At 41.7% G+C, this 13,178-nt stretch carries 13 protein-coding genes and 3 pseudogenes; all 16 read left to right on the top strand.

Translation table 11 applies throughout. The features are described from left to right. Positions 1-4 precede the first annotated feature (4 nt). The 16 genes and pseudogenes from ftsY to sucD all read left to right on the top strand — a co-directional run bounded on the left by ftsY (position 5) and on the right by sucD (position 13,120). A pseudogene (gene ftsY / locus RCG23_RS04380) lies at positions 5-987 on the top strand (signal recognition particle-docking protein FtsY). A 106-nt stretch (positions 988-1,093) separates the two neighbouring features. Then, the gene (locus RCG23_RS04375) at positions 1,094-1,426 is read left to right on the top strand and encodes a putative DNA-binding protein (protein WP_308178746.1); all 333 of its coding nucleotides are present in this window, start codon (positions 1,094-1,096) and stop codon (positions 1,424-1,426) included. A gap of 11 nt (positions 1,427-1,437) precedes the next feature. After that, the gene (gene ffh / locus RCG23_RS04370; RefSeq protein WP_308178745.1) at positions 1,438-2,790 is read left to right on the top strand and encodes a signal recognition particle protein; all 1,353 of its coding nucleotides are present in this window, start codon (positions 1,438-1,440) and stop codon (positions 2,788-2,790) included. A gap of 99 nt (positions 2,791-2,889) precedes the next feature. Continuing rightward, entirely contained in the window at positions 2,890-3,162 is a 273-nt protein-coding gene (gene rpsP / locus RCG23_RS04365) for a 30S ribosomal protein S16 (protein WP_308178744.1), read from the top strand. 11 nt (positions 3,163-3,173) lie between these two features. Continuing rightward, positions 3,174-3,404: a KH domain-containing protein gene (locus RCG23_RS04360; protein ID WP_308178743.1), complete on the top strand. Its 231-nt coding sequence runs from the start codon at positions 3,174-3,176 to the stop codon at positions 3,402-3,404. Between the two features lie 102 nt (positions 3,405-3,506). After that, the gene (locus RCG23_RS04355; protein ID WP_308179962.1) at positions 3,507-3,893 is read left to right on the top strand and encodes a YlqD family protein; all 387 of its coding nucleotides are present in this window, start codon (positions 3,507-3,509) and stop codon (positions 3,891-3,893) included. Between the two features lie 14 nt (positions 3,894-3,907). After that, positions 3,908-4,426 (top strand): ribosome maturation factor RimM, encoded by a 519-nt coding sequence (gene rimM, locus RCG23_RS04350; protein WP_308178742.1) that lies wholly within the window; start codon positions 3,908-3,910, stop codon positions 4,424-4,426. Then, complete coding sequence (trmD, locus tag RCG23_RS04345; protein ID WP_308178741.1) at positions 4,423-5,166, top strand: tRNA (guanosine(37)-N1)-methyltransferase TrmD; 744 nt, start codon at positions 4,423-4,425, stop codon at positions 5,164-5,166. Before rimM ends, trmD begins: the two co-directional genes overlap by 4 nt. 134 nt (positions 5,167-5,300) lie before the next feature. Then, positions 5,301-5,648 carry a 50S ribosomal protein L19 gene (rplS, locus tag RCG23_RS04340; protein ID WP_308178740.1) on the top strand — a complete coding sequence of 116 codons (348 nt, stop codon included), beginning with the start codon at positions 5,301-5,303 and terminating at the stop codon, positions 5,646-5,648. Positions 5,649-5,838: 190 nt separating this feature from the next. Then, positions 5,839-6,399 carry a signal peptidase I gene (lepB, locus tag RCG23_RS04335; RefSeq protein ID WP_308178739.1) on the top strand — a complete coding sequence of 187 codons (561 nt, stop codon included), beginning with the start codon at positions 5,839-5,841 and terminating at the stop codon, positions 6,397-6,399. Positions 6,400-6,411: 12 nt separating this feature from the next. Next, a pseudogene (gene ylqF, locus RCG23_RS04330) lies at positions 6,412-7,297 on the top strand (ribosome biogenesis GTPase YlqF). A gap of 1,105 nt (positions 7,298-8,402) precedes the next feature. Beyond that, positions 8,403-9,170 carry a ribonuclease HII gene (locus RCG23_RS04325; protein WP_308178738.1) on the top strand — a complete coding sequence of 256 codons (768 nt, stop codon included), beginning with the start codon at positions 8,403-8,405 and terminating at the stop codon, positions 9,168-9,170. A 20-nt stretch (positions 9,171-9,190) separates the two neighbouring features. Continuing rightward, a complete protein-coding gene (locus RCG23_RS04320) occupies positions 9,191-10,492 on the top strand; it encodes a hypothetical protein (RefSeq protein ID WP_308178737.1) in 1,302 nt (433 codons plus the stop codon). Continuing rightward, positions 10,476-10,760, top strand: coding sequence for an EscU/YscU/HrcU family type III secretion system export apparatus switch protein (locus RCG23_RS04315; protein WP_308178736.1), 285 nt, complete (start codon positions 10,476-10,478; stop codon positions 10,758-10,760). The genes RCG23_RS04320 and RCG23_RS04315 overlap by 17 nt, the downstream gene beginning before the upstream one ends. Before the next feature lie 273 nt (positions 10,761-11,033). Beyond that, entirely contained in the window at positions 11,034-12,194 is a 1,161-nt protein-coding gene (sucC, locus tag RCG23_RS04310; protein ID WP_308178735.1) for an ADP-forming succinate--CoA ligase subunit beta, read from the top strand. 24 nt (positions 12,195-12,218) lie between these two features. After that, a pseudogene (sucD, locus tag RCG23_RS04305) lies at positions 12,219-13,120 on the top strand (succinate--CoA ligase subunit alpha). The last annotated feature ends 58 nt before the right edge of the window (positions 13,121-13,178 follow it).

The raw sequence follows: 13,178 nt of genomic DNA, 5'->3' as shown, positions 1-13,178 counted from the left end.
GCATATGAGCTTTTTTAAAAAATTAAAAGAAAAAATCACAAAGCAAACGGATAGTGTATCCGAAAAATTTAAAGAGGCCTTACAAAGACCCGTAACAGCTTTTCTGGAAAAATGAACGATCTGGTTGCCAGATACCGTAAAGTAGATGAAGACTTTTTTGAAGAATTGGAAGAAATCCTGATTCAGGCAGATGTGGGTTTTGATACGGTTATGAAGCTGATTGACGAGCTTAAAATGGAGGTCAAGCGCCGGAATATCCAAGATCCGCAGGAAGTGCAAAGTGTCATTTCTGAAAAGCTAGTCGATATTTACAATGGGGGAGAAGAGCAATCCTCCAAGCTGAACCTTCAGGAAAATGCGTTGACAGTCATCTTATTTGTAGGTGTAAACGGCGTCGGTAAAACGACGACGATCGGCAAGCTGGGACATAAGTTTAAAAGTGAAGGCAAAACCGTTCTTATGGCTGCAGGTGATACGTTCCGGGCTGGAGCGATCGAACAGCTTGAGGTTTGGGGAGACCGGGTTGGGGTGGAAGTGATTAAGCAGGCCGAGGGATCAGACCCTGCCGCAGTAATGTTCGATGCCATTCAGGCTGCTAAATCCCGAAAAGCAGATATTTTATTATGTGACACAGCGGGCAGGCTTCAAAATAAAGTCAATTTAATGAAAGAACTGGAAAAAGTAAAAAGGGTTATTGAACGTGAAATACCAGGCGCTCCGCATGAAGTCCTGCTTGTTCTTGATGCGACAACGGGACAAAATGCGCTTATACAAGCAAAAACGTTTAAGGAAGTTACGGATGTCTCGGGGATTGTTTTGTCGAAGCTGGATGGAACAGCAAAAGGCGGGATTGTCCTGGCGATCAGAAACGAACAAAGGATTCCGGTCAAATTTGTAGGGCTTGGCGAAAAGATGGATGACCTTCAGGAATTTGACGCTGAAAAATACGTTTACGGTCTATTCGCAGACCAGATTGAAAGCGAATAGTTTTCATTTTTTAGTAGTCTGTCTGTTGCGTAATTCATTGACAGGGCAAAGCCCGCTGTGTAAACTAGCAATGTAAAGGCTTTTCACTTAACAAGGAGGGATGAGCATGCTTGAAAAGACAACGAGAATAAACTTTCTCTATGATTTTTACCAATCGTTGTTAACACCGAAGCAGCAAAGCTATATGTCTCTCTATTATTTGGATGACTATTCTCTTGGGGAAATTGCTGAAGAATACGATGTCAGCCGCCAGGCAGTTTATGATAATATTAAGCGTACAGAAGCAATGCTTGAGGAGTACGAGGAGAAGCTGCTATTGTTTCAAAAGTTTCAAGAGCGCAGCACCCTTTTAACCAAAATGAAAGAATTATTGAATGAAGAAATCCCTTCCAAGCAGGTACTGCTCAATGCAGTTGCCGAGCTGGAGAAATTAGATTAGGAGGCGGCAGGATGGCATTTGAAGGATTAGCCGACCGACTGCAGAGTACGATTCAAAAAATCCGCGGAAAAGGGAAAGTAAATGAAGCGGATGTTAAAGAAATGATGAGGGAAGTTCGCCTTGCCCTTCTGGAAGCCGACGTAAACTTCAAGGTTGTAAAAGACTTTGTTAAGAAAGTAAGCGAGCGTGCCGTAGGCCAGGAGGTCCTGAAAAGCTTAACTCCAGGACAGCAGATTATCAAGATTGTTAATGATGAACTGACTGAGCTTATGGGTGGCGAACAGAGCAAGATTGCTGTTTCAAACCGGCCTCCAACTGTCATTATGATGGTAGGTCTTCAGGGTGCCGGTAAAACGACAACCACTGGGAAGCTGGCAAATTTGCTTCGCAAGAAGTATAATCGGAAACCGCTCCTTGCTGCTGCCGATATCTATCGCCCTGCTGCAATCAAGCAGCTCGAAACGCTTGGCAAGCAGCTAAGTATGCCTGTTTTTTCACTAGGAGACCAAGTAAGCCCGGTTGAAATTGCAAAACAGGCGATTGCAAAAGCGAAGGAAGAACATCATGATTATGTGCTTATTGATACAGCCGGGCGTCTTCATGTAGACGAATCATTGATGGATGAGTTAAAAGACATCAAAGAGCTGACAAAGCCCGATGAAATATTCCTTGTCGTTGATGCGATGACCGGGCAGGATGCCGTGAATGTTGCTCAAAGCTTCAATGAACAGCTCGGACTTACCGGAGTTGTTTTAACTAAGCTCGATGGCGATACACGCGGCGGTGCGGCACTTTCGATTCGCGCTGTAACCCAAACTCCTATTAAGTTTGTAGGTCTTGGTGAAAAAATGGATGCAATCGAACCGTTCCATCCAGAGAGGATGGCGTCACGAATCCTTGGTATGGGTGACGTGCTGACATTGATCGAAAAAGCACAGGCGAATGTGGATGAGGAGAAAGCAAAAGAGCTTGAACAAAAAATGCGGACTGCCACTTTCACGCTTGAAGACTTTTTGGATCAGCTTGGACAGGTTCGGAAATTGGCGCCTCTTGACGAGCTTTTGAAAATGATGCCAGGTGCAAACAAAATCAAGGGGTTAAACAATCTTCAAATCGACGAAAAACAAATTGCCCATGTCGAAGCGATTATCCAATCGATGACGACAGCGGAAAAAAACCAGCCTGAAATTATCAATGCCAATCGCAAAAAGAGGATTGCCAAAGGGAGCGGTCGAACTGTTCCTGAGGTAAACCGTTTGCTGAAGCAGTTTGAAGATATGAAAAAAATGATGAAGCAAATGACAGGCATGCAGCAAAAAGGCAAGAAAAAAGGCGGCTTTAAGCTGCCATTCAACCCTTTTTAAACAAAAAAATCGTCTGTAAAGAAAAAACACTTTACAAACCTTTTACTTTTTGATAATATTCTATCTTGTGTGAAACATATTCGGAGGTGCTTATTTAAAATGGCAGTTAAAATTCGTTTAAAACGTATGGGAGCTAAAAAATCCCCTTTCTATCGTATTGTAGTAGCAGATTCTCGTTCTCCTCGTGACGGACGTTACATCGAAGTTGTAGGAACTTACAATCCGGTTGCTCAACCTGCAGCTGTTAATCTTAACGAAGAACTTGTTCTTAAGTGGCTTAAGGATGGCGCTAAACCATCTGACACAGTACGCAACTTGTTCTCTAAAGAAGGCATCATGGAAAAATTCCATAATGCTAAACTTGGCAAGTAATATCAACTGAAATGAAACAGCTCATCGAAACGATTGTTAAGCCCCTTGTTGATTTTCCGGAAGATGTACATGTTAATGTCGTGGAAGAGGATCAACGCGTAACCTATAAGCTTTCTGTCAACAAGAGTGACATGGGTAAGGTGATTGGAAAGCAGGGGCGCGTTGCAAAGGCAATACGAACCGTTGTCTATGCAGCAGGATCATCACAACAGAAGAAGATTTTTTTAGAAATCGGCGAATAAGCTGTACTGTAAAAAAGAGGGGGAATATCCCCCTCTTTTTGCTAGCTTTTTTTATTTTTTCAGTGAATCCGTACAAAGAAAATGGAACATGGAGAAACTATGATGAAAATACTTCAAAATGTTGTGGTGAAACAAATTTTAACTGAACAAAGCAGGCAGAAATTGCTTGATAAATATAATGACCAAATGCTGCAGCTGCAAAAGGAATATGAACAGCTTCAGTTTGAAGCCAAACGGCTCGAGAAATCAAAAAGATTTCAGCCGGGCGAGATTAAACCTCAATTTGAAAAAGAAATGTCCATCAGGCGGGAAAAAGAAAAGCTGCTTGAGTTTCAAATCAGCCAATTACATATGCTACCATTAGGGAGCGAGCTTAAAGAAAAAGAAGTACAGGCCATCATAGATGTGAGTGTAGGGGATGCATGGGGCGATCCAGCGAGCCAGCCAGTGATTGTCATTAAGGATGGAATTATCCAAGAAATACGTTAGAGGTGAGTAGCAAAATGGAGAAATGGTTTAATGTAGGGAAAATTGTCAATACCCACGGATTAAGAGGCGAAGTGCGAGTTATTTCAAAAACAGATTTTCCGAAGGAACGATATAAAGTCGGCAATATCCTGACGTTGTTTTTACCGAAAGCAGAAGCTCCGATCGAGTTGAAGGTGAAAAGCCACCGCAGCCATAAGAACTTTGATTTATTGACGTTTGAAGGATACGATAATATCAATATGGTTGAAAAGTTCAGAGATGGCATCCTTAAAGTGCCAGAATCTCAGCTCGGTAAGCTTAAGGAAAATGAATATTACTTTCATGAAATCATTGGCTGCTCGGTTGTAACGGTAGCAGGTGAGGAGCTTGGAACAATTAAAGAAATCCTCACACCTGGTGCCAACGATGTTTGGGTGATCAAGGGCGATAAGGGAAAAGAGATTCTGATTCCATATATTGAAGATGTTGTGCTTAAAGTGGATATCAACGAAAAATTGGTAACCATCGAACCTATCGAAGGATTATTATCATGATGAAAATCGATGTGCTCACACTTTTTCCTGAAATGTTTGAAGGTGTGTTTGGACATTCCATCCTAAAAAAGGCTGAAGAAAAAGAGGCAGTTCATTACAATGTTGTTAATTTTCGCGATTATGCCGATAACAAGCACAATACGGTAGACGATTATCCGTATGGAGGCGGGGCAGGAATGGTCCTGAAGCCTCAGCCCATTTTTGATGCGGTTGCGGCTTTGAGCAAGGAGTCCTCTAAATCCAAAACACGGGTTGTTCTCATGTGTCCACAGGGTGAACGGTTTTCTCAGGCAAAGGCTGAAGAACTTGCAAAGGAAGAGCATCTTTTATTCATTTGCGGGCATTACGAAGGCTATGATGAGCGAATACGAGAGCATTTAGTTACGGACGAAATCTCGATTGGAGATTATGTGCTTACAGGTGGAGAATTGGGTGCGATGGTCGTAATCGATAGTGTTGTCCGCCTCTTGCCGGAGGTTTTAGGAAATGAAGAATCCCACATGAAGGATTCCTTCAGCACCGGAATGCTGGAGCATCCCCATTATACAAGACCAGCCGATTTTCGCGGAATGAAGGTGCCTGATATCCTGTTGTCAGGAAATCATAAATTGGTAGAGGAATGGCGCACAAAGGAATCACTTCGGAGGACTTTTCTTCGCCGTCCAGACCTGTTCGAAAAAATAGTGCTTACGGCCGAACAAACAAAATGGCTGGAAGAAATAAAAAAAGAATATAAGTAGTTATTGCACGGACCAGTCGTTTATGGTAAGATACTTCTTGTGACTTGCGCTGATATTAAATCAGGCCGGTCTTATAACGATGTTCCGCTGCAATGAACGAGTGCATGAGCGTCTGTTGGGAGGAGTTGAAAACGATGCAACAATTAATTCAAGAAATCACAAAAGAACAACTTCGCACTGATCTTCCTTCGTTCCGTCCTGGAGACACTGTACGTGTACACGTTAAAGTTATCGAGGGTACTCGCGAACGTATTCAGTTGTTTGAAGGCGTAGTGATTAAGCGTCGTGGTGGTGGAATCAGTGAAACTTTTACAGTACGTAAAGTTTCTTACGGAGTAGGCGTTGAGCGTACATTCCCTGTTCACACACCAAAAATTGCGAAGCTTGAAGTAATCCGCCGCGGTAAAGTCCGTCGTGCGAAACTTTACTACCTACGTAACCTACGTGGTAAAAAAGCTCGTATTAAAGAGATTCGTCGCTAATATGAATGCAAAAGAGCTTGCTCTGCAAGCTCTTTTTTCATACAAATCTTTAGCCTTAAATCGTTTCCTGAAAAAACCAAATTATTAAAGTTTGATTAAAAAAGTACATCCCCTCGTGTTTATTATGCGTCAGTTATGTAAAATAAAGTGAAGTAAACATTTATTTGGTGAGATTGGTGGGGAACACGTAATGACAAAAAAGAAAAACGAAGTTTGGGAATGGACAAAGGCGTTAGTAATTGCTGTAATATTGGCAGCAGTAATCAGGTATTTTCTTTTTGCTCCAATTGTAGTTGATGGCCTTTCCATGACTCCTACATTGCATGATCAGGACAGAATGATAGTAAATAAGTTAAGCTATGAAATTGGCAAACCTAAACGGTTTGATATCATTGTATTCCATGCTCCTGAAGGTAAGGATTACATAAAAAGGGTCATCGGCCTTCCGGGTGACCGTATCGAGTATAAAAATGATACTCTTTATGTTAATGGGAAAGCATATAAAGAACCATACTTGGATGAATTCAAGAAAAAGGTTATCGATGGGCCGTTAACAGATGCGTTTACATTGAAGGAAACTGCTGTTGGGCGTGATACAGTGCCTGAAGGAGAATTGTTTGTAATGGGAGACAACAGGCGCTTCAGTAAAGACAGCCGCCATATTGGAACTGTCCCATTGAGCAAGATTCTGGGGAAAACCAGTGTCGTTTACTGGCCACTTTCAGACGCGCGAATCGTAAAAATCAAATAGATATTTTAGGAGGTGGCTGCTTTGACGATCCAATGGTTTCCAGGCCATATCGCCAAGGCTCGCAGAGAGGTCACGGAAAAACTGAAACTCGTCGATATTATTTTTGAATTGGTGGATGCGAGGATACCGTACTCTTCTCGCAATCCCATGATTGACGAAATCATTCAGCATAAACCCAGGCTGGTGCTGTTAAATAAAGCAGATATGGCCGATAAAGAAGTGACCAAGGAATGGATCCGCTTTTTCGCTGCCAAAGGGGTAAAGCCTGGCGATCAATGCCCACGAAGGTGTCGGAATGAGGGACATCGTTCAGGCCTCGCATGAAATCCTTAAAGAAAAATTCGACCGCCTAAGGGCTAAAGGTGTAAACCCTAGAGCAATCAGGGCGATGATTGTTGGAATACCCAACGCAGGGAAATCAACGCTAATTAATCGCCTTGCAAAAAAGAACATCGCGAAAACCGGAAATACTCCAGGTGTGACGAAAGCACAGCAATGGATTAAAGTAGGCAAAGAACTTGAATTGCTGGATACTCCCGGAATTTTATGGCCGAAATTCGAAGACCAGGAAGTAGGAAGGAAGTTAGCTGTAACAGGAGCTATCAAAGATACTTTATTGAATTTACAGGACCTGGCCCTGTTCTCGCTCCGTTTTCTTGAAAGAGAGTATCCTGAACGCTTTAAGGAGCGTTACAAGTTCGAACAGGTCCCTGAGGATGTTGTCGAGTTATTCGACCATGTAGGTACGCTCAGAGGCTGTCTGATGGGCGGAGGAATGGTCGACTACGACAAAACCGCAGAGCTTGTAATTAGGGAAATCAGAACAGAAAAATTTGGACCACTTTCTTTTGAAAAACCAGAAGACTTTGCCGGCGAGGACCATAAAGAGCAGGATTAGGAAATTAGCTTCTATATTGAGAGTCTTAATAATTAATTAAATGACATTGTAATGACGTATGGAATGGCATACGTCATTTTTTCTTGTTGAAAAAAGGATGTTTCGGCTTTTTGGTGTTTTTTGTCACCCACGTATGAAGGACAAAATGATGCTAGTGACAGATGAAAGTGTCCAATAAAAGGATTATGATGGACAAAATCGGACACATGAGCGATTAAAATGTCTAATAAGAGGGTTCTATTAGACAAAACGTGGCATAAGACCGGTGAAAATGTCTAATAAGAGGGTTCTATTAGACAAAACGTGGCATAAGACCGTTTAAAATGTCCAATAAGAGGGTTCTATTGGACAAAACCGGGCATAAGACCGTTTAAAATGTCCAATAAGAGGATTTTATTGGACAAAATCCCACGCAAGATCGGTGAGAATGTCTGATAAAATGGCTCTTATGGACAAAACCAGACAGATGAAGAGTAAAAATGTCCTTCATCAGCTTCATGAAGGACAAAACCTCGCAGGTGAAGTGGGAAAATGTCTTTCATAAGCCCTATGAAGGACAGAACCATTCAGGTAAACAGGAAAAATGTCCTTCATATCTTTTTGAAATGATTCTGTGAATCGCGTAGAGGAAAACCTTCGAATTTACCAGTGATTTACTTTCTGTTTTGCAACTCGAAAGTAAATTGTTACCCAATGAATGGAAATTCTGTGTTTAATATGCCAAACAGGATGTCTTTCTATATTTTAATTTAGGCTATGTTTAAAACTTATTGTTAATTTGGCACTATGTTGATTGGAGCGTAAGGTGCGAGATCCTCGAAAATGCTATCGCATTTCCTTCGTGCGGTGTTGATTCTAGGAAGCTTATTCAACGTCCTGCGGGAAAAGCGAGTCAAGGGAGACCCCACAGGCGCTCAGCGCCGAGGAGGCTCAACGCCCGCGCCGCGGAAAGCGAGCATCCTGGAGTGGAAATCAACAGGCAAGTTTAACAGAGCCTTAATTTAAAAAAGTAACTTAAAACGAAACCCTTTATAATATAAAAGGGGCTTTATTTTTTTAAAAGCTTAACCGATACATACAGTAGAATGAAATGCAGGTGAATACTTTGGAAAAACAATCTATACAACAAATAGAACAGCAATTAGCCGTAATAAAAGATCATGACGATCCGTTTATAGCATTAATCGAAATAGATGACAGAAAAGGTGTGCAGCAGCTGCTAAGAAGGTGGAAACGGAAAAAAGAGCAGGAAAAGCAGCTTCATGATAAATTTATTGAAATGAACAGCTATGAAACCAAATATAGATTACAGGGCTACAATCTAATCGCCGGTGTAGACGAGGTTGGCAGAGGGCCGCTTGCAGGGCCTGTAGTTGCGGCAGCAGTCATCCTTCCTGACGGCTTTTTCCTTCCTGGTATTGATGACTCAAAAAAGCTTTCGGAGAAAAAAAGGGAAGAATATGAGGAAATCATCAAAAGGGAAGCTGTTGCGATTAGCGTGGCAATGATAGATGCGGAAGAAATCGACCAAATAAATATTTATGAATCGACCAAGAAAGCAATGGGTGCAGCGATTGCCTCCTTAAACCCTTTGCCAGAATTTTTACTCATAGATGCTATGAAACTTGATACACCGTTCCCAACTGAAGCGATTATCAAGGGAGATGCAAAAAGTATTTCTATAGCTGCAGCTTCAATTATTGCTAAAACGGCAAGGGACCGCTTGATGAAAGAGCTCTCCCTTCTCTATCCACTTTACGGTTTTGAGAAAAATATGGGGTATGGAACAAAGACACATATTGATGCAATTATGAAAAATGGAATAACCCCATATCATCGAAAGAGCTTTGCCCCTGTCAAAGATTTTGTATAAACGATAGGAGAGGATTCTTAATGGACCTATCAGGTGTTCTTAAAACATTGTTTAAGCCGGAAACAAATCAGAGTCTGCCAATGCCATCTCTTAAATCTGGCCAAATTGTTTTTGGCAGGATCACAAGGCTTTTTCCGAATCAGACAGCCGAAGTCCAGGTAGGATCCCAAAAGATGATCGCAAAATTGGAGATTCCACTCTCTGCCGATGAGGGTTATTGGTTCCAGGTCCAGTCCGATGAAGGAAAAATTAATCTTAAAGTCATTGCTGAGGCTAACGGCAAGGGGAAAAGCGCGAATCCAATGGAAGGGTTACTGTCGCAGCTGGGTGTTCCCCAAAGAAAAGAAAATATTGAATTTGTCCGTTTCCTTTTAAAAGAACAGTTGCCAATTACAAAGGATTCTATCGCCATCGCAGCAGAATGGATGAAAAATGCCGAATCAAAGGGAATGGCTCTCGATGTCATTAAAATGATGGCTCAAAGAAACCTTCCCTTTACGAAAGAAGTTTTTTCTTCCATGTCTGCGGTTCTCGACGGGAAGCCAATTTCTCAATTGCTCGAAAATGCATTGTCTTCCTTAAATGAAAGAAACGAAACAAATACGGTTCAACAGCTGAAGACGATTTTAAATACCGTTATTTCAAGTGCTGAGGAATTGGACTGGGGCAGAAGTGAAAACACTATTAGGCATATAAAACATATGGTGTCTGCGCTTGGTATGGACTATGAAAAACAGATTTTCGAAAGGGACGTCACTTCAGCCGAAAAAGCTGATGAGTTGCTATCGTTAAAACCCTTACTGATCCGTTATTTAACCGAGCACGAAGGTAATTCTAAAAAAGACGCAGCCGAACAGCTGTTGAATAGGATAACCGGGCTGCAGCTTCTTTCACAGGATAACGGTCCACTCCTGCAATTCACAACCCAGGTTCCAATAACCTTTTGGAATAAAACGTCTGATTTATCGATTCAGTGGAATGGAAGAAAAAAGGAAGATGGAAAGATTGATCCGCATTATTGCAGAGTGTTGTTTTACCTTGATTTAGAGTATATGGGACATACCGTTGTCGATATGCAGGTTCAAAACCGAATTATGACCATTTCCATTTCATCCGAGAAAAAAGAAATGAGAGAAGTCGCGTCCCCATTTATAAAACTGCTGAAGGAAAAATTGAAGGAAATGGATTATCATCTCTCTGCCGTTACATTTGAGGAGCAGGGAGAGAATAAAAGTGGCACTCATTCAAGAAGGCCGCTATATCTGTTTATGAAAATAAAATATACGGGGGAGTCGATTACAAGGTATGAGCAAAGAAGATAGACCGAAGCGGCAGGAAGCCATAGCACTCGGATATAATCCAAGCCAGCATGATTCCCCTAGAGTCCTGGCAAAGGGGAAGGGTAAAATTGCTGAATCCATTATTGAAAAGGCAATGGAAAATAAGGTGCCGATTCAGGAGGATCCCAATCTGGTTCAGCTTTTAGGTGAGCTGGACATCAATCAAAGCATTCCAGAGGAACTATATCAGGCCGTAGCAGAGGTATTTGCATTTATCTACAGATCGGATCAGGAGATGCGGAGTAAATAAGTGGAGTGCTTGTTTTTATTATTTTCAAAAAACAATTTAAAGAATGAATTTATTAAAGCACCCAGATAGCAAGGCAAAAAGACGGGCATTTTTCTGAATCTTATGATAAATTTAATATTTTAGGCATAATGGTAGACAAGGAATTTATCATTATATAAAATGAAAGCGCAGTCTAATTTTTTAAAGCGAAAATTAAAAGTTTAACAATCAAAAACTAGAATAGTGTCTGGCTCCTAACAAGGCGCTTCGCTTTTCTAGATAGGAGGATGGGAAATGAATATCCATGAGTATCAGGGAAAAGAGATCCTCAGAAAATATGGGGTAGCAGTTCCGAATGGTAAAGTGGCTTTCACGGTTGAAGAAGCAGTTGAAGCTGCAAAAGAGCTTGGCACTGCAGTTTGTGTAGTTAAGGCTCAAATCCATGCTGGCGGAAGGGGTAAAGCCGGTGGAGTAAAAGTTGCCAAAAATCTGGATGAAGTACGTACATATGCGAACGAAATCTTAGGGAAAACTTTGGTCACTCATCAAACAGGTCCAGAAGGAAAAGAAGTAAAGCGCCTGTTAATTGAAGAAGGCTGTGACATTAAAAAAGAATACTATGTTGGACTAGTATTGGACCGTGCGACTTCACGCGTTGTTTTAATGGCTTCTGAAGAAGGCGGAACTGAAATTGAAGAAGTAGCTGAAAAAACTCCTGAGAAAATCTTTAAAGAGGAAATTGATCCTGTAATTGGTCTTCAGCCTTTCCAGGCGCGCCGTGTTGCGTTTAATATCAATATCCCTAAGGAATTGGTCAACCAGGCTGTTAAGTTCATGATGAGCCTATATCAGGCTTATATTGAAAAGGATTGCTCTATTGCAGAAATCAACCCTCTTGTTGTTACAGGAGATGGTAAAGTAATGGCACTTGATGCAAAATTAAACTTTGACTCAAATGCATTATATCGCCAAAAGGATGTTTTGGAATACCGCGACCTTGAAGAGGAAGATGCAAAGGAAATCGAAGCTTCCAAGTATGACCTGAGCTATATCTCACTTGATGGGAACATTGGCTGTATGGTTAACGGTGCAGGCCTAGCGATGGCAACAATGGACATCGTCAAGCATTATGGCGGAGATCCCGCAAACTTCCTGGACGTTGGGGGCGGCGCTACGGCAGAAAAAGTTACAGAAGCGTTCAAAATCATTCTTTCTGATCCAAACGTAAAAGGTATTTTTGTCAATATCTTCGGCGGAATCATGAAGTGTGACGTTATTGCTGAGGGTGTTGTTGAGGCAGCTAAGCAGGTTGGACTTAGTGTTCCACTTGTCGTTCGTTTAGAAGGAACGAACGTTGATTTAGGCAAGAAAATCCTTGCAGAGTCCAGCATCGATATTATTGCTGCTGAATCAATGGCTGACGGTGCACAAAAAATCGTTTCATTAGTGAAATAGGATCGAAAAGAAAGGGGAATTAACGTGAGCGTTTTCATTAATAAAGACACAAAGGTTATTGTTCAAGGGATTACAGGTTCAACAGCCCTTTTTCATACAAAGCAAATGCTTGAATACGGTACACAAATTGTTGGCGGTACCACTCCAGGTAAAGGCGGCATGGAAGTAGAAGGCGTGCCTGTTTTTAATACAGTCAAAGAAGCAGTAGAAACAACTGGTGCGACAGCATCCGTTATTTATGTACCTGCACCATTTGCAGCAGATGCGATTATCGAAGCGGTTGATGCCGAGCTTGACCTTGCCATCTGTATTACAGAACATATCCCGGTATTGGATATGGTTAAGGTTAAACGTTATATGGAAGGCAAAAAGACTCGCTTAGTCGCCCTAACTGCCCTGGTGTTATCACTCCGGATGAATGCAAAATTGGTATCATGCCTGGTTACATTCATACAAAAGGCCATGTTGGTGTTGTATCCCGCTCTGGAACATTAACATACGAAGCTGTGCACCAATTAACACAAGCTGGACTTGGTCAAACAACTGCTGTTGGTATTGGCGGAGACCCTGTTAACGGAACAAACTTCATCGATGTATTAAAAGCATTTAATGAAGATCCAGAAACATACGCTGTTATCATGATTGGTGAAATCGGCGGTACTGCAGAAGAAGAAGCTGCTGAATGGGTTAAAGCAAACATGACAAAACCTGTTGTTGGCTTCATTGGCGGCCGTACTGCACCTCCAGGAAAGCGTATGGGCCACGCTGGCGCAATCATTTCTGGCGGTAAGGGTACAGCAGACGAAAAAATCCGCGTCATGAACGAATGCGGTATTAAAGTAGCTGACACACCATCTGTAATGGGTGAAACATTAATTGAAGTATTAAAAGAACAAGGTTTATACGAAAAGTGTAAAACGCACTAAAAACTTATAGAATAGTCCCTCGGCATTTCGAGGGGCTATTTCCTAATTTGCCAAATCT

The sequence above is a fragment of the Neobacillus sp. PS3-34 genome (genome assembly GCF_030915465.1).
Lineage (GTDB): Bacteria > Bacillota > Bacilli > Bacillales > Cytobacillaceae > Neobacillus_A.
The sequence above is the reverse complement of the archived record's forward strand: the minus strand, read 5'-3'. Positions and strand labels throughout refer to the sequence as shown.

What these genes read in the sequence shown, in the direction of transcription:
- RCG23_RS04375 (WP_308178746.1), top strand. Translation starts at nt 1,094, where the DNA reads ATGCTTGAAAAGACAACGAGAATAAACTTTCTCTATGATTTTTACCAA.
- ffh (WP_308178745.1), top strand. Translation starts at nt 1,438, where the DNA reads ATGGCATTTGAAGGATTAGCCGACCGACTGCAGAGTACGATTCAAAAA.
- rpsP (WP_308178744.1), top strand. Translation starts at nt 2,890, where the DNA reads ATGGCAGTTAAAATTCGTTTAAAACGTATGGGAGCTAAAAAATCCCCT.
- RCG23_RS04360 (WP_308178743.1), top strand. Translation starts at nt 3,174, where the DNA reads ATGAAACAGCTCATCGAAACGATTGTTAAGCCCCTTGTTGATTTTCCG.
- RCG23_RS04355 (WP_308179962.1), top strand. Translation starts at nt 3,507, where the DNA reads ATGAAAATACTTCAAAATGTTGTGGTGAAACAAATTTTAACTGAACAA.
- rimM (WP_308178742.1), top strand. Translation starts at nt 3,908, where the DNA reads ATGGAGAAATGGTTTAATGTAGGGAAAATTGTCAATACCCACGGATTA.
- trmD (WP_308178741.1), top strand. Translation starts at nt 4,423, where the DNA reads ATGATGAAAATCGATGTGCTCACACTTTTTCCTGAAATGTTTGAAGGT.
- rplS (WP_308178740.1), top strand. Translation starts at nt 5,301, where the DNA reads ATGCAACAATTAATTCAAGAAATCACAAAAGAACAACTTCGCACTGAT.
- lepB (WP_308178739.1), top strand. Translation starts at nt 5,839, where the DNA reads ATGACAAAAAAGAAAAACGAAGTTTGGGAATGGACAAAGGCGTTAGTA.
- RCG23_RS04320 (WP_308178737.1), top strand. Translation starts at nt 9,191, where the DNA reads ATGGACCTATCAGGTGTTCTTAAAACATTGTTTAAGCCGGAAACAAAT.
- RCG23_RS04315 (WP_308178736.1), top strand. Translation starts at nt 10,476, where the DNA reads ATGAGCAAAGAAGATAGACCGAAGCGGCAGGAAGCCATAGCACTCGGA.
- sucC (WP_308178735.1), top strand. Translation starts at nt 11,034, where the DNA reads ATGAATATCCATGAGTATCAGGGAAAAGAGATCCTCAGAAAATATGGG.